Genomic DNA, 16143 nt, shown 5'->3' on the forward strand with positions numbered 1-16143 from the left:
GATCTTGAAAGGTCTGCTGTGCGCACAAAAGTGCCTGCTTGGGCCGTTCCCGGCACGACCGATACGGGCCGCTCCGGCGCCCGGAGAGATCGCGCGCCCCCCGGTGCGGCAACCATCCGTACGAAGTGGGCGTCTTCCCCCGTAACCGGCGCACCCCGGAGCGCCGAGACCCGCCCCCTCGGGGAATTCCGGACAAAGCGGCAACCGGACGGAGCCGGTCACCCACCCTCGGACAGGCTCTAGAGTGGGCCGGAAACTCCTGGAGGGAATCCGGGGGACCGCAAGCACCACGATCAGCAGGGAGCGCATGACGTGCGGCCGGTAGGCAGCAAGTACCTGCTCGAAGAGCCGCTGGGACGCGGCGCCACGGGCACCGTCTGGCGCGCCCGCCAGCGCGAGGCCGCGGGCGCGGAGGCGGCCGTCACCGGCCAGCCCGGCGAGCTCGTCGCGATCAAGGTCCTCAAGGAGGAGCTCGCCAACGACGCGGATGTCGTGATGCGGTTCCTGCGCGAGCGCTCCGTTCTGCTGCGGCTCACCCACGAGAACATCGTGCGCACCCGGGACCTGGTCGTGGAGGGAGACCTCCTCGCCCTGGTGATGGACCTGGTCGACGGGCCCGACCTGCACCACTACCTGCGCGACAACGGCCCGCTCACCCCGGTCGCCGCCTCGCTGCTCACCGCCCAGATCGCTGACGCGCTCGCCGCCAGCCACGCCGACGGCGTCGTCCACCGCGACCTGAAGCCCGCCAACGTGCTGGTCTCCGAGCGCGACGGCCAGATGCACCCGATGCTCACCGACTTCGGCATCGCCCGGCTCGCGGACTCCCCGGGGCTGACCCGGACCCACGAGTTCGTCGGCACGCCGGCCTATGTGGCGCCCGAGTCGGCCGAGGGCCGCCCGCAGACCTCCGCCGTCGACATCTACGGCGCCGGAATCCTGCTGTACGAGCTGCTCACCGGCCGTCCGCCGTTCGCCGGTGGCACCGCGCTCGAAGTCCTGCAGCGCCACCTCAGCGAGGAGCCCCGCCGCCCCAGCACGGTCCCCGCGCCCCTGTGGACCGTCATAGAGCGCTGCCTGAGCAAGGACCCGGACCGGCGGCCCAGCGCCGAGAACCTGGCCCGCGCGCTGCGCACCGTCGCCGCCGGTATCGGCGTGCACGCGAACTCGGCGCAGATCGCCGCCGCCGACGGAGTGGCCGTCCTGCTGGCGCCCGACCCGGCGCCCACCGCCGTTCCGGAGACGCCCGGAGCGGCGGACCCGACGCAGGTGCTGCCGAGCAACGCCGGCTCGTACGACCCGAACGCGGCCACCAGCGTCATGCAGCAGAACGCCGGCCAGGGCGGCCACGCCGACCCGACCGCGGTCATGCCGCCCGTCCCGGCGCGGCCCGAGGGCGCCCCGCGGCCCGACGGACCGCACCCCTGGCAGTCCCAGCTCCAGGCCGCCCGCGACCGCAACGACCAGACGCAGGTCCAGTACCTCGACCCGAGCCAGGACCCGCTGCGCCGCCGCCCCCAGCGCCAGCCTCAGCAGCAACAGCAGCAGCCGCGCCAGCAGCAGTACCCGCCGCGGAACCGGCAGCAGCCTCAGCAGCAGTACCCCCCGCAGCAGCAGTACCAGCCGCAGCCTCAGCAGCAGCAGTACCAGCCGCAGCAGCAGCGCCAGCAGTACGCGCCGCCGCAGCAACCCCAGCAGCCTGCTCAGCGCGCGCCCCGCGAGCCCAGGCAGCGCAGCGCCAACCCGATGAAGATCCCCGGCCTCGGCTGTCTGAAGGGCTGCCTGTTCACGCTGGTCCTTCTCGTCGTGGCGAGCTGGCTGATCTGGGAACTCACGCCGTTGAAGGACTGGATCGGGCAGGGCCAGAGCTACTGGCACGCGATCAGCGACGCCGCCGGCAAGATCAGCGACTGGGTCTCGGCGCTGGGCGGCGACAGCGGCAACTGACGGGGCGGGGCGCCGCCGATCCGGCCGGACGCCCCGTCAATTCTGTAGCTATATCGACTTCCGCGAACCAATTCCCTGGCAATTCGTACGCAGAAGTGAAGGTTGGCGCCATCCAGGGCACGCGACCCCCCGATCGCCGCGTAACTTTGTCGACCGGGGGTTGTTGCGCGAGGGCCCAATCGCCAGCCGCTGAGGGAGCAGTCTTGGCACGGAATATCGGCAGCCGGTACACCGCCCACCAGATCCTGGGGCGCGGCAGCGCCGGAACGGTGTGGCTCGGCGACGGCCCCGAGGGGCCCGTCGCCATCAAACTCCTCCGCGAGGACCTCGCGTCCGACCAGGAACTCGTCGGCCGGTTCGTCCAGGAGCGCACCGCCCTGCTGGGCCTCGACCATCCGCACATCGTCGCCGTCCGCGACCTCGTGGTGGACGGCAACGACCTGGCGCTGGTCATGGACCTGGTGCGCGGCACGGATCTGCGCACCCGGCTCGACCGCGAGCGCAGGCTGGCCCCGGAGGCCGCCGTCGCGATCGTCGCGGACGTCGCGGACGGCCTCGCCGCCGCGCACGCCGCCGGGGTGGTCCACCGCGACGTCAAGCCGGAGAACATCCTGCTCGACATGGAGGGCCCGCTCGGACCCGGCAACTCCCACCCCGCGCTGCTCACCGACTTCGGCGTGGCCAAGCTGATCGACACCCCGCGCCGCACCAAGGCCACCAAGATCATCGGGACGCCCGACTACCTGGCCCCCGAGATCGTCGAGGGCCTCCCGCCGCGCGCCGCCGTCGACATCTACGCCCTCGCGACGGTGCTGTACGAGCTCCTCGCGGGCTTCACGCCCTTCGGCGGCGGCCACCCCGGCGCCGTACTGCGCCGCCATGTCACCGAGACCGTCGTCCCGCTCCCCGGCATCCCCGACGAGCTCTGGCAGCTGCTGGTCCAGTGCCTGGCCAAGGCCCCCGCCTCCCGGCTGCGCGCCTCCGAGCTGGCGGCCCGGCTGCGCGAACAGCTTCCGCAGCTCGCCGGCATCCCGCCGCTGGACGTGGACGAGCCGGACGAGGAACCGGAGCCCCAGCCGCATGGGCAGGGCTACGACGAGCAGCAGTACACCCCGACGGCCGAGGAGCCCCGCCGCCGGGGCGCGGTGCCGCTGGTCCCCGGCTCGTCCCCCGACTCCAACCGGGACACCCACACGAGCATGCGCGTCCCGGCCCCCGACGAGCTCTCCGGCGGCCCCCGGGGCACCGCCCGCGCCCCGCGCGCCCCCGGCCGGCCCCGGCCCGGCTCCGCGCGCAACAAGTCGGCGGCCATCCGCAAGCGCCGCATCACCCTGGGCGCGGCGGCACTGATACTCGTCGCCGGACTCGGGGTCGGCGGCTGGCTGGCGATGAGCGGTGACGACGCGGGCGCGACCCCGCAGGAGACCGGCAGCTCCGCCCCCGGCACCCCCTGAGAACCCCCGGCACCCCCTGAGAAAGAAGGGGCGGCGGGCCGCGATCACGCGGCCCGAGGAACGTCCGCGCCGACAGCCGTTACGCTGGACCCGTGGCAGTCGTCGATATTTCCGAAGAGCTGAAGTCCCTCTCCTCGACCATGGGGTCGATCGAGGCCGTCCTGGACCTGGATGCGCTGAGGGCGGACATCGCCGCGCTTGAGGAGCAGGCGGCGGCGCCGTCTCTCTGGGATGACCCGGAGGCGGCGCAGAAGATCACCAGCAAGCTTTCGCACATGCAGGCCGAGGTCCGGAAGACGGAGGCCCTGCGCGGCCGCATCGACGATCTCGAAGTTCTCTTCGAGCTCGCCGAGGACGAGGGCGACGCCGACGCGCTCGCGGAGGCCGAGTCCGAGCTGACCTCCGTGAAGAAGGCGCTCGACGAGATGGAGGTCCGTACCCTCCTGTCCGGCGAGTACGACGCGCGCGAGGCCCTGGTCACCATCCGGGCCGAGGCCGGCGGCGTCGACGCGGCGGACTTCGCGGAGAAGCTCCAGCGCATGTACCTGCGCTGGGCCGAGCGGCACAACTACAAGACCGAGGTCTACGAGACGGCGTACGCCGAAGAGGCCGGCATCAAGTCGACCACCTTCGCGGTGGAGGTGCCGTACGCCTACGGCACGCTCTCCGTCGAGCAGGGCACCCACCGGCTCGTCCGGATCTCGCCCTTCGACAACCAGGGCCGCCGTCAGACGTCCTTCGCGGGCGTCGAGGTGCTGCCGGTCGTCGAGCAGACGGACCACGTCGAGATCGACGAGTCCGAGCTCCGCATCGACGTCTACCGCTCCTCCGGCCCCGGCGGCCAGGGCGTCAACACCACGGACTCCGCGGTCCGGCTGACCCACCTGCCGACCGGCATCGTCGTCTCCTGCCAGAACGAGCGCTCGCAGATCCAGAACAAGGCGTCCGCGATGAACGTCCTCCAGGCGAAGCTCCTTGAGCGCCGCCGCCAGGAGGAGCAGGCGAAGATGAACGCACTCAAGGGCGACGGCGGCAACTCCTGGGGCAACCAGATGCGGTCGTACGTCCTGCACCCGTACCAGATGGTCAAGGACCTGCGCACGGAGTTCGAGATGGGCAACCCCGAGGCGGTCTTCAACGGCGAGATCGACGGTTTCGTCGAGGCCGGTATCCGCTGGCGCAAGCAGAACGAGAAGTAGCGCGCGGCTGCTGAGCAGTTGAGCCCGGACGGCGACCGCCGTCCGGGCTCCTTCGCGTTCCGGCCCGGCAGTTGGGCGACGACGTGGTGAGTGCGTCACAGTCCTGATGCCGAATGAAGGTCAATTGGCTCCAAAACGCCGCACATTGCGTGGATCGGCCTTGACGTAGTCCTTAACTCTGGACAGGCTGCTGGAGCAGCATGCGTATGTCTGGGACGGGTGTGATCGGGGGCGGGCGGCACGGCCGCGGCACAACGTCGGCCGGCGTCCGGAGCGAACCCCGCAGGGCCGTGGCCCCGCATATGGCTGCTCCGTTGACGAGAACAGCTACTGGGGGTAGCAGCACATGACGAAGAAGACGCGAGTACGCGTCGCGCGGATAGCCGCGGGTGCGGTCATTGCCGCAGGCGCCTCGCTCACCGCCGCGGGTGCGGCGCAGGCCGTCGGGATCGGCATCGGCGTCAACGACGCGGCCAACAACGACGTCGTGAACGTCGGCATCGGCGGCGAGGAAGACGGTGGCGGTGACGCCACGGGCGGCGAGGACGCGGCCGGCGGTGGCGACGCGGCCGGTGGCGCCGATGTCGCGGGCGGCGCGGACGTCGCGGGTGGCGCCGACGTAGCCGGTGGCGGTGACGCCGCCGCTGGTGGTGACGACGCGGCTGGTGGCGGCGATGCCGCTGCTGGTGGTGACGATGCCGCAGGTGGCGGTGACGCTGCTGCTGGTGGTGGCGACGCGGCTGGTGGCGGTGACGCTGCTGCGGGTGGTGACGATGCCGCAGGTGGTGGCGATGCTGCTGCGGGTGGTGGCGACGCGGCTGGTGGCGGCGATGCCGCTGCGGGTGGTGGCGACGCGGCTGGTGGCGGCGATGCCGCTGCGGGTGGTGACGATGCCGCAGGTGGCGGTGACGCTGCTGCGGGTGGTGACGATGCCGCAGGTGGCGGTGACGCTGCCGCTGGTGGCGGTGACGCGGCTGTCGGCGGTGGCGACTCCAACGGTGGCGGCAACGCCTCGGGCGGCGGTGACGCGGCCGGTGGCGGCGACACCACCGGCGGCTCGGGCTCCGCGACCGGCGGCAGCGACGACTGCACCGTCGACCTGAACGGTGCCGAGTGCGCCGACAACACCGACACCGACTCGGTCGGCAACCAGCCGGCCGAGCAGGGCAAGGGCAAGGACGAGCTCGCCGAGACCGGTGCGGCCGAGACCACGTTCCTGCTCGTCGGTGCCGCGACGATGATCGCCGGAGGCATCGGCTTCCGGATCCTCCCGCGCCTGGTGAACGGCCGCACGGCCGCCTGACGGCCTGGTAGCGGTACCTGAACGACCACTGGGACCCGGTCCGCCTCGGCGGACCGGGTCCCAGTGCGTGTACGGCCCTTCCCCGCCCCTGAGGGCCCCTCGGTGCGGGTTTCCACGGAATCGGCCCCCACCGGTCGCCGTATCGTGCCGAGACCCGTCACAGAGGGCGTCCCGGCTCGACCGGGGCGGGGACGTTCAGGTAACGAGGTGGTTGCTCTCGGTCACGCCGCCTGGTGCGCGAGCAGCGCCAGGGCGCAGAGCAGCACCACCAGCAGGGCGATCAGCATCATGGGGTTCATCCCGCCGAAGGGACCCTGGCCCTGTCCCTGCTGCTCTAGCCGCGCACGGCTGGCCCGGCACACGGGGCAACGGCCCTCGGCCACGGGCGCCGCACAGTTCGCGCACACCAATCGGTCATAGGTCATGCGCTTTCCTCCTCCCGCGCGGCGGAGCCGCACAGCCATCTCTCCGCACAACGCTCACGGAAACGCGACCGTTCCCCCTACCACTGTGCCAGCTCGCGAGGATTTCGGCGCGGCCCGCCGGACAGGTAACGGAAGCTCCCGGTTCGCGTTCGCTTGCGTTCCGGCATAAATCACCCATCCCGGTACGCGCGCCTGCACGCGTCAGTCCGGTTCGCGTATGGTCACGCTCACCTACTCCCGGCCGACCGTGGTGCATCCGTGATCCGATTCGACAACGTCTCCAAGACCTACCCCAAGCAGAGCCGTCCCGCTCTACGGGATGTGTCTCTCGATATCGAGAAGGGCGAGTTCGTCTTCCTGGTGGGCTCCTCCGGCTCCGGCAAGTCCACCTTCATGCGACTCATCCTCCGTGAGGAGCGCGCCAGCCAGGGCATGGTCCACGTCCTGGGCAAGGACCTCGCGCGCATGTCCAACTGGAAGGTGCCGCACATGCGGCGCCAGCTGGGCACCGTCTTCCAGGACTTCCGGCTGCTCCCCAACAAGACCGTCGCGGAGAACGTGGCGTTCGCCCAGGAAGTGATCGGCAAGCCGCGCGGCGAGATCCGCAAGGCGGTCCCGCAGGTCCTCGACCTCGTCGGTCTCGGCGGGAAGGAGGACCGGATGCCCGGCGAGCTCTCCGGCGGTGAGCAGCAGCGCGTGGCGATCGCGCGGGCCTTCGTGAACCGGCCGATGCTGCTGATCGCGGACGAGCCGACCGGCAACCTCGACCCGCAGACCTCCGTCGGCATCATGAAGCTGCTGGACCGGATCAACCGGACCGGCGCCACCGTGATCATGGCGACCCATGACCAGAACATCGTCGACCAGATGCGCAAACGCGTCATCGAGCTTGAGCAGGGCCGTCTCGTACGCGACCAGGCGCGCGGCGTCTACGGCTACCAGCACTGAGCACCGAGTACTGAAAGGACGCCATGCGCGCCCAGTTCGTCCTGTCGGAGATCGGCGTCGGCCTCCGTCGCAACCTCACGATGACCTTCGCCGTCGTCGTCTCCGTCGCCCTCTCGCTTGCCCTGTTCGGCGGCGCGCTGCTCATGCGCGAGCAGGTCAGCACGATGAAGGACTACTGGTACGACAAGGTCAACGTCTCCATCTACCTCTGCGGCAAGGGCGATGCGGAGACGGTGGTCCAGTGCGCCAAGGGCGCTGTCACCGCGCAGCAGAAGAAGGAGATCGAGGGCGATCTCAAGAAGATGGACGTCGTCGAGACGGTGACGTACGAATCGTCCGACGAGGCGTACAAGCACTACCAGGAGGAGTTCGGCGACTCCCCGATGGCCGGCAACATCACGCCGGACCAGATGCCGGAGTCCTTCCGCGTCAAGCTGCACGACCCGACCAAGTACAAGGTCGTCGCCACCGCGTTCGCCGGACGCAACGGGGTGCAGTCGGTCCAGGACCAGAGAAGCATCCTGGACAACCTCTTCGGGCTGATGAACGGCATGAACGTCGCCGCGCTGTTCGTGATGGCGCTGATGCTGGTCATCGCGCTGATGTTGATCGTGAACACCGTCCGGGTGTCCGCGTTCAGCCGACGGCGGGAGACGGGCATCATGCGGCTCGTCGGCGCCTCCGGCTTCTACATCCAGATGCCGTTCATCATGGAGGCCGCGTTCGCCGGCCTGATCGGCGGCGTGCTGGCCTGCGTCATGCTGCTGGCCGGGCGTTACTTCCTGATCGACGGCGGGCTCGCACTCCAGGACAAGCTGAACCTGATCGACTTCATCGGCTGGGACGCGGTGCTCACCAAGCTTCCGCTGGTGCTGACGATCGGCCTGCTGATGCCCGCGGTTGCCGCACTCTTCGCGCTGCGCAAGTACCTCAAGGTATGACGATCGCCTCCCGGGGCGCGCGGCCAACAGCCCGTGCGCCCCGGAGCCTTGTCCTAGGCTAGGCGGCATGTCCGGCCCCGTGCACCGCGCTGGGCCCCGCGGCCTCTGCCGCGGGGCCGCCCTGACATTGGTTTTCGCGAGTGTCCTCGCCACCGGCGCCGCCACCGGTTCGCTGCCGCGCGGCGACGGACGGGGCCGGGACGCGGAGACCCGGTCCGTCGCCTCCGTCGCGGACCGCGACGCGGTGGCCGACGCCGCGGCCGACGCGGTGGCGGACGGCAAGTCCGGTACGGAGGCGGCCGAGGAGGTCGTCAGCCGCAGCGGGGACCGCTGGGGCGCGGTCTACGACGAGCGGGAGTACCAGGAGTTCGAACAGGCCCTGGACGGCTCGTACACGGGCGTCGGGATCGCCGCCAGACGCTCCGCCGACGGGCTGGTCGCGGTCGCCCGGGTCCAGCCGGGCAGCCCCGCGGACCGGGCCGGTGTCCGCGCGGGCGACCTGATCCGCACGGTCGACGGCAGCCGGGTCGACCGCCGCCCGGTCTCCGACGTGGTGGCCCTGCTGCGCGGTGACCGCGAGCGCGCGGCCGAGGGGAGCGCCGTGGTGCTCGGGGTGCAGCGGGGTTCCGTCAGCCGGACCGAGACGCTGCACCGGGCCCGGCTCACCACGGAGGCGGTCACGGTACGGCGGCTCGGTCCGGAGCGGCCCGATTCCGGCGCGGCCGTACTGATCGAGGTCGGCTCGTTCACCAAGGGCTCCGGTACCCAGGTCCGTGACGCCGTCCGGGAGGCACCCGAGGGCGCCGGGGTGCTGCTGGACCTGCGCGGCAACTCTGGCGGGCTGGTCACGGAGGCCGTCACCGCCGCCTCCGCCTTCCTGGACGGCGGCCTGGTCGCCACCTACGACGTGCACGGGGAGCAGCGCGCCCTGTACGCGGACGCGGGGGGCGACACCGAGCGCCCCGTCGTCGTCCTCATCGACGGCGGCACGATGAGCGCGGCCGAGCTGCTGACCGGTGCGCTGCAGGATCGGGGGCGCGCGGTCACGGTCGGCTCGCGCACCTTCGGCAAGGGTTCCGTCCAGATGCCGAGCAAGCTCGCGGGCGGTTCGGTGGCCGAGCTGACCGTGGGCCACTACCGCACCCCGGCGGGCCGCAGCGTCGACGACCGGGGCATCACACCGGACCTCGCGGTGAGCTCGGGGGCCCAGAAGAGGGCCGAGACGGTATTGAGTGGCCTCGGGGGTGGGTCGTAGTGCGAAAATGGCCGCACTATGGCTAAGGAAAAGGACCCAGAGCGCAAGATCATCGCGCAGAACAAGAAGGCGCGCCACGACTACACCATCCTCGACACCTACGAGTGCGGCCTCGTGCTCATGGGGACCGAGGTCAAATCGCTGCGCATGGGCCGGGCCTCCCTGGTGGACGGCTTCGTGCAGATCGACGGCGGCGAGGCGTGGCTGCACAACATCCACGTCCCCGAGTACGTCCAGGGCACCTGGACCAACCACTCCGCCAAGCGCAAGCGCAAGCTGCTGATGCACCGGGCCGAGATCGACAAGCTGGAGTCGAAGGCCCAGGAGACCGGGCACACGATCGTGCCGCTCGCCCTGTACTTCCGCAGCGGCCGGGTCAAGGTCGAGATCGCGCTGGCGAAGGGCAAGAAGGAGTACGACAAGCGGCAGACGCTGCGCGAGAAGCAGGACACCAGGGAGACGAACCGGGCGATCTCGGCGGCGCGCCGCCGCCAGCGGGCCGCCTGACCGGGCCGGTCACGGTGGCCGACGGCCGGTCCGCCAGGAATACGCTGGCATCGGCGCACGTTGGTCACGTACGATGGCACTGCACCCCACGGGGTGTGTACCACCTTGAAAAATCAACATGGGGATGATCGGTTTCGACAGCGGATGTCGAAGCAGGGGAAGCGAGTCGAGGAAGCGGCAATGATCTCGTTAACCATATGTCGCAACCAATAATCGCCAATTCCAAGCGCGATTCCTCCGCCTTCGCCCTCGCTGCCTAATTAGCAGCTAAGCGAAGACTCTGCGGAGTGTCAGCCCGGGGGTGGTCCCGACCCGGATCCTGGCATCATTAAGGGATCTAAACTTCTGAGCCCGGTCACGGGGCCCTGAAGGAAATCAAACAGTGACTGGGCCTGTCGGAGGCTTGTTCGCGTGACCTCCGGGGCCGAGAAAAGCGCAGCGAACTGCACTCGGAGAAGCCCTGATTCCGCACCGTTGGACGCGGGTTCGATTCCCGCCATCTCCACAATTCCCATGTGAACGAGGACCCCGTTGCCGCCGGCAACGGGGTCCTCGTTTTTTTGTCTGCCGACAGGCCCGCAGGCTGCCAGGCCATGCCCGGCCGCGCGGGGGCGCGCGGGGGCGCGTGTTCTGGCGCACGCAAGGCAGGTGCGCATCAGGTACACCCCTCCTGATGAACGACACCGGAGAGTGGGGTCACGGTCCCTTCGGGCTGGGCTACGTTCATCGCCCGGGTGAACCGTGACAGGGGCGCGTGGACAGGGTGGGGGCCCGGTCCGGCGATATACAACCGGCCAGTCACGCGCACCCGATCTTAAGTGGGGGAAGTGCGTACAACTGTGGAAACTTGGCGTGAAGGTGCCCATGCGTGGCACACACACGAGCCGAACGAAGTCACCGTCCAACTCGACGGTCTGGGACGCCAGCTCTCCGAGCTGCTGCCGGAACCCGGCGCTCCGGAAGGCTCGGACGGCCCCGTCTTCGTCGACGAGAGCGGGCGCCGGGGCAAAACGTTCCGGCGGTTCGGCTGGGTGATCGCGGCGGCCTGCGTCTGCTTCGCGGTGACGCTCGTCGGCACCGTCCTCGGCGGCAACTCCAGCGCCCCGTTCCTGCCGCTCTCCGGCCAGGAGGAGCACCGGAACGCGGACGAGATCCAGATGCCGCCCGCGCCGGACGAGAGCGCGGACGTCTCCGCGACGCCCGGCGCGACGGCCGGCTCCTCGCCGTCCGCACCCGTGGCCGGAAACAGCGCCCCCGTACTGCCGGGCAGCTCCGCCTCGGCCGGCTCCCCGGCCCCCGGCACCGGCTCCTCCGCACCCGCCGCCGTCGTATCGGCCGGGGACCGCTCGGAGACCACCACCGGTGGCGGCGGCACCGCGTCGTCCGCCGGCACCACGGCCTCCGCGCCGCCCGCCGCCGGCACCGGGACGCCTCCCGCAGAGCCGGAGGCGGAGCCGTCGGACACCACCACGACGCCGCCCCCCGCCGAGTCCGCCGACCCTCCTGTGGAAGAGCAAGAAGGCGCCAACTAAATGACCACCCCCGTCACACGGGGCAGGCACAACCGCGAGAAGCAGACCCGGCGGCGCAGGCTTCCCATGCGCTATCTCCTGCCGTTCCTGCTCCTCGTCGCCCTGCTCGCCATGCTGATGCTGCGCGGCTACGTGCACAGCGAAATCCTTGCCGACCACCGGATCCAGCCACCGGCGGCGACCGACACGGTGCCCGAGCAGGTCCTCGAGGGCGGACCCGTCATCGACGCGCGCAGCGCGAGCGAACCCGCCAAGTCCCTGCGCATCCCCGATCACCGCATCGTGCTGACCTTCGACGACGGCCCGGACCCGGAGTGGACCCCGCGCGTGCTCGACAAGCTCAAGGAGCACCATGCGCACGCCGTCTTCTTCGTCACCGGCACCATGGCCTCGCGCTACCCCGCGCTGGTGAAGCGCATGGTCGACGAGGGGCACGAGGTCGGGCTGCACACCTTCAACCACCCCGACCTCTCCTACCAGTCGCACACCCGCATCGACTGGGAGCTCTCGCAGAACCAGCTGGTGCTGGCGGGCGCGGCCGGAATCCGCAGCTCGCTCTTCCGGCCGCCGTACTCCTCGTTCGCCGATGCCATGGACGACAAGTCCTGGCCGGTCACCCAGTACATCGGCGGCCTCGGCTACCTCACCGTCGTGAACAACACCGACAGCGAGGACTGGAAGCGCCCCGGCGTGCGCACCATCATCGAGAACGCCACCCCGAAGCACGGCAAGGGCGCCATCGTCCTGATGCACGACTCGGGCGGCAACCGATCCCAGACCGTTGCCGCGCTCGACCGCTTCCTGCCCGGAATGCAGGACAAGGGCTACAAGTTCACCAATCTCACCGACGCCCTCGGCACCCCCAGTGCCCACACCCCCGTCACGGGACTCGCGCTGTGGCAGGGCAAGGCGTTCGTCTACGCCGTCGGCGTCTCCGACCACATCACCGATGTGATGGTGGCCGGTCTCGCCGTCATCGGGGTGCTGGTCATCTCCCGCTTCGGGCTGATGCTGCTGCTCTCCTTCGCACACGCGCGCCGGGTCCGAAGACGGGGCTTCAGCTGGGGCGAACCGGTGATCCGCCCGGTGACCGTCCTGGTGCCCGCGTACAACGAACGCGAGTGCATCGCCAATACGGTGCGCTCCCTGGTGGCAAGTGACTATCCGGTCGAAGTCATCGTGATCGACGACGGTTCCACGGACGGCACCGCGGACATCGTCGAGGCGATGTGGCTGCCGAATGTGAGGGTGGTGCGCCAGCGCAACGCGGGGAAGCCCGCGGCCCTCAACAACGGCATCGCGCACGCCCGCCACGACATCATCGTGATGATGGACGGGGACACCGTCTTCGAGCCGTCCACCGTCCGCGAGCTCGTACAGCCCTTCGCGGACCCCAGGGTCGGGGCCGTCGCGGGCAACGCCAAGGTCGGCAACCGGGACTCCATGATCGGGGCCTGGCAGCACATCGAGTACGTGATGGGCTTCAACCTCGACCGCAGGATGTACGACCTGCTGCGCTGCATGCCCACCATCCCCGGCGCGGTCGGGGCGTTCCGCCGGGACGCGCTGGACCGGATCGGCGGCATGAGCGAGGACACCCTCGCCGAGGACACCGACGTCACGATGGCCCTCCACCGGGACGGCTGGCGCGTCGTGTACGCGGAGAACGCCCGCGCCTGGACCGAGGCGCCGGAGACCGTGCAACAGCTCTGGTCGCAGCGCTACCGGTGGTCGTACGGCACGATGCAGGCCATCTGGAAGCACCGCCGCGCGGTGATCGAGCGCGGCCCGTCCGGCCGCTTCGGACGCGTCGGACTGCCGTTCGTCGCCCTGTTCATGGTCGTCGCCCCGCTGCTCGCACCCCTCATCGACGTCTTCCTGCTGTACGGAATCGTCTTCGGGCCCACCCAGAAGACGGTCGTCGCCTGGCTCGGCGTCCTCGCGGTACAGGCGGTCTGCGCCGCGTACGCCTTCCGGCTCGACCGGGAACGCATGACGCATCTGATCTCGCTGCCCCTCCAGCAGATCCTCTACCGGCAGCTCATGTACGTGGTGCTGCTCCAGTCCTGGATCACCGCTCTCACCGGCGGCCGGCTGCGCTGGCAGAAGCTGCGCCGGACCGGTGTCGTGGAGGCGCCCGGCGCGATGACCGGCCAGCGGCGCGGCAGCAGCAATGACCGGAGGCCCGTCGCATGACCCACCCCAGCTACCCCTCCGCGTACCCGCAGCAGCCGCCCGGAGAGCCGCACACGGTGCCGTTCCCGGTGTTCCCGGTGCAGCCGCCGTCCCCGCCCGCCGTTCCCGGCGAGGACCAGCAGCCGCCCGCGGCGAAGGCGGGCGGCCGTGACCGCTATCTCGACCTGCTCCGGGCCGTCGCGCTCGTCCGCGTCGTCGTCTTCCACCTCTTCGGCTGGGCCTGGCTGACCGTCCTCTTCCCGTCCATGGGCGTGATGTTCGCGCTGGCCGGCTCCCTGATGGCCCGGTCGCTGGCCCGGCCCGCCTGGAGCGTCCTGCGCGGCCGGCTGCGCAGGCTGCTGCCGCCGATGTGGGCCTTCGCCGCACTCATCGTGCCGATGATGTTCGTGATGGGCCTCAAACCGGTGCGGGAGGAGGGCATCTGGTGGTTCCTCAAGCTTGGCTGCTACATCCTGCCGGTCGGCTCACCGCCGTTCCCCTGGGAGAGCGGCTCCGAGAGCGGGTTTCTGGAGCAGTCGTGGGCCGAGCAGGCGGCGGGCCCGCTCTGGTACATCCGCGCCTACCTGTGGTTCGTGCTGGCCTCACCGCTGCTCCTGAAGGCGTTCCGCAGGCTGCCCTGGGCGACGATGCTCGCGCCGGTCGGCCTCACCGCCGTCATCGGCACCGGCCTGGTGACCGTGGACGGAGCGACGGGCGAGGCGCTCGTCGACTTCGGTACGTTCGGCGCCTGCTGGATCCTGGGCTTCGTCCACAACGACGGGCTGCTGAAGAAGGTCCCGCGCTACATCTCGGTCTCCTCGGCCGCCATCATCATGGCCTTCGGGCTCTGGTGGGCGTCCGGGCACCTCACGGAGGAGGGCTGGAACCTCGACGAGATCCCGCTGGCCCAGGCCACCTGGTCACTCGGCTTCTGCGCGATCCTGCTCCAGTACGCGCCCTCCTGGAAGCAGCTGCCCGGCCGGCTGGCCGGCTGGGACAGTCCGATCACCCTGGCCAACAACCGGGCCGTGACGATCTACCTCTGGCACAACCTGCTGTTCATGGCGACGATGCCGGTCATCGACCAGCTGTGGAACATCCCGTGGGTCGGTGACCACCTCGGCACGTACATCGACGCCTCCTACAACGTGCTGATGCTGATCCTGATCTGGCCGCTGATAGGGGTGATGATCGTCGCGGTCGGCTGGGTCGAGGACGTGGCGGCGAAGCGGCGGCCCCGGCTCTGGCCCAACGGCGAGCCGAAGCGGACCGGGAAGCGCGGAGCCGGACGCGGCACGCCGGAACCGGCCGGGGTCCCCGGGCGGCGCGGCCGGTGACCTCCCTCACCGGGGCGCCCGCGCCCCGATGAGAGCAAGGTTGCGCACCGGTCACCTCACGGCACCATGCCGAAACGCGCGCTCCCTACGTTCGGGGACAACACCCCGACCCCCTGTGGAGGCGCGTGATGGCTGGCCGTACGCGGGCGGCGGCAACGTGGGGGTGCCCGTCGTGCAGCTCGCCGGGCTGCTGGTGATCGGGACGGCGGGCGCCTCGCATCCGCGGATCGTGCTCGGCGCGTACATCCCGCTGATCGTCGTCGCCGCGCTGTGCGCCGCGCACTTCATGGACAATCCGGCACCCGTGCAGAACGACACCGGGGCCGCCGGGGAAGCCGTCCGCGACCCGCACACCTGGATCATGGCGGTGCTCTACATCGGCACCTTCGGCTCCTTCATCGGCTACAGCTTCGCCTTCGGCCTGGTGCTCCGGATCCAGTTCGGCCGCACCCCGCTGGAGGCCGCCTCGCTCACCTTCATCGGCCCGCTGCTGGGCTCCCTGATCCGGCCGGTCGGCGGCCGGCCGGCCGACCGACCGGTACGGCGGCGCCCGCATCACCATGGGGAACTTCCTCGCGATGGCCGCCGCGACCGGAGTCGTCGTGTACGCCTCCGGCATCGAATCGCTCACCGTCTTCCTGACCGGCTTCACCGCGCTCTTCGTACTGAGCGGCCTCGGCAACGGATCGACGTACAAGATGATCCCGGGCATCTTCCACGCCAAGGCGATCGCGCGCGGACTGCGCGGTGAGGGGGCCGCGGCGCACGGGCGGCGGCTGTCCGGCGCGGCCATGGGGCTCATCGGCGCGCTCGGCGGGCTCGGCGGGCTCGGCGGGCTCGGCATCAACCTGGCCTTCCGGCAGTCCTTCCAGAACGCGGGCACCGGGACGGCCGCCTTCTGGTCCTTTCTGGCCTTCTACGGGGTGTGTTCCGTACTCACCTGGGCGGTATACCTTCGCCGGCACGGCACCCGTGCCGGCGAAGCCGCAGCTCAGCTACGCCGAGGTGTGATGATGATCCAGCCTGATCCAAACGAACGGCCCTGCGGTGTCGGGTGACGTAACGGGCGGGAAATACGGGTGAACCGAGCCTGTCACGCGCCGTTGACAGTCTCGGACCT

Annotated in this window: 12 protein-coding genes, 1 other RNA gene and 1 pseudogene; 13 read left to right on the plus strand and 1 reads right to left on the minus strand. The window is 70.4% G+C overall.

What is annotated here, in order from left to right:
• Positions 1–312 precede the first annotated feature (312 nt).
• The 4 genes from RLT59_RS24550 (at position 313) to RLT59_RS24565 (ending at position 5903) form a co-directional block, all read left to right on the plus strand.
• A complete protein-coding gene (locus tag RLT59_RS24550) occupies positions 313–1947 on the plus strand; it encodes a serine/threonine-protein kinase (RefSeq protein WP_311305401.1) in 1635 nt (544 codons plus the stop codon).
• 203 nt (positions 1948–2150) lie between these two features.
• Positions 2151–3401: a protein kinase domain-containing protein gene (locus RLT59_RS24555; protein WP_311305402.1), complete on the plus strand. Its 1251-nt coding sequence runs from the start codon at positions 2151–2153 to the stop codon at positions 3399–3401.
• 92 nt (positions 3402–3493) lie between these two features.
• A complete protein-coding gene (prfB, locus tag RLT59_RS24560; RefSeq protein WP_311305403.1) occupies positions 3494–4600 on the plus strand; it encodes a peptide chain release factor 2 in 1107 nt (368 codons plus the stop codon).
• Between the two features lie 346 nt (positions 4601–4946).
• Positions 4947–5903 (plus strand): hypothetical protein, encoded by a 957-nt coding sequence (locus RLT59_RS24565; protein WP_311305404.1) that lies wholly within the window; start codon positions 4947–4949, stop codon positions 5901–5903.
• 221 nt (positions 5904–6124) lie between these two features.
• Here the strand turns inward: RLT59_RS24565 and RLT59_RS24570 are convergent, their stop codons facing one another.
• Positions 6125–6328 (minus strand): hypothetical protein, encoded by a 204-nt coding sequence (locus RLT59_RS24570; RefSeq protein ID WP_024489200.1) that lies wholly within the window; start codon positions 6326–6328, stop codon positions 6125–6127.
• Positions 6329–6586: 258 nt separating this feature from the next.
• Between RLT59_RS24570 and ftsE the strand changes: the two genes are divergently transcribed.
• The 9 genes and pseudogenes from ftsE to RLT59_RS24615 form a co-directional block, all read left to right on the plus strand.
• Positions 6587–7276 carry a cell division ATP-binding protein FtsE gene (ftsE, locus tag RLT59_RS24575; protein WP_311305405.1) on the plus strand — a complete coding sequence of 230 codons (690 nt, stop codon included), beginning with the start codon at positions 6587–6589 and terminating at the stop codon, positions 7274–7276.
• A 23-nt stretch (positions 7277–7299) separates the two neighbouring features.
• Entirely contained in the window at positions 7300–8217 is a 918-nt protein-coding gene (gene ftsX / locus RLT59_RS24580; RefSeq protein WP_311305406.1) for a permease-like cell division protein FtsX, read from the plus strand.
• Between the two features lie 67 nt (positions 8218–8284).
• Positions 8285–9472 (plus strand): S41 family peptidase, encoded by a 1188-nt coding sequence (locus tag RLT59_RS24585; RefSeq protein WP_311305407.1) that lies wholly within the window; start codon positions 8285–8287, stop codon positions 9470–9472.
• An 18-nt stretch (positions 9473–9490) separates the two neighbouring features.
• Positions 9491–9979, plus strand: coding sequence for an SsrA-binding protein SmpB (smpB, locus tag RLT59_RS24590; RefSeq protein ID WP_311305408.1), 489 nt, complete (start codon positions 9491–9493; stop codon positions 9977–9979).
• Between the two features lie 120 nt (positions 9980–10099).
• Positions 10100–10487: a transfer-messenger RNA gene (gene ssrA / locus RLT59_RS24595) on the plus strand.
• A 331-nt stretch (positions 10488–10818) separates the two neighbouring features.
• Positions 10819–11511 (plus strand): hypothetical protein, encoded by a 693-nt coding sequence (locus RLT59_RS24600; RefSeq protein ID WP_311305409.1) that lies wholly within the window; start codon positions 10819–10821, stop codon positions 11509–11511.
• Positions 11512–11577: 66 nt separating this feature from the next.
• Positions 11578–13707, plus strand: a complete 2130-nt coding sequence (locus RLT59_RS24605; protein WP_311307843.1) for a bifunctional polysaccharide deacetylase/glycosyltransferase family 2 protein — start codon at positions 11578–11580, stop codon at positions 13705–13707.
• Positions 13704–15023, plus strand: coding sequence for an acyltransferase family protein (locus RLT59_RS24610; RefSeq protein ID WP_311305410.1), 1320 nt, complete (start codon positions 13704–13706; stop codon positions 15021–15023). Before RLT59_RS24605 ends, RLT59_RS24610 begins: the two co-directional genes overlap by 4 nt.
• Before the next feature lie 142 nt (positions 15024–15165).
• Positions 15166–16034: pseudogene (locus RLT59_RS24615) on the plus strand (MFS transporter); the annotation flags it as partial.
• Positions 16035–16143 lie beyond the last annotated feature (109 nt).

It is taken from the genome of Streptomyces sp. ITFR-6, from assembly GCF_031844725.1.
Lineage (GTDB): Bacteria > Actinomycetota > Actinomycetes > Streptomycetales > Streptomycetaceae > Streptomyces.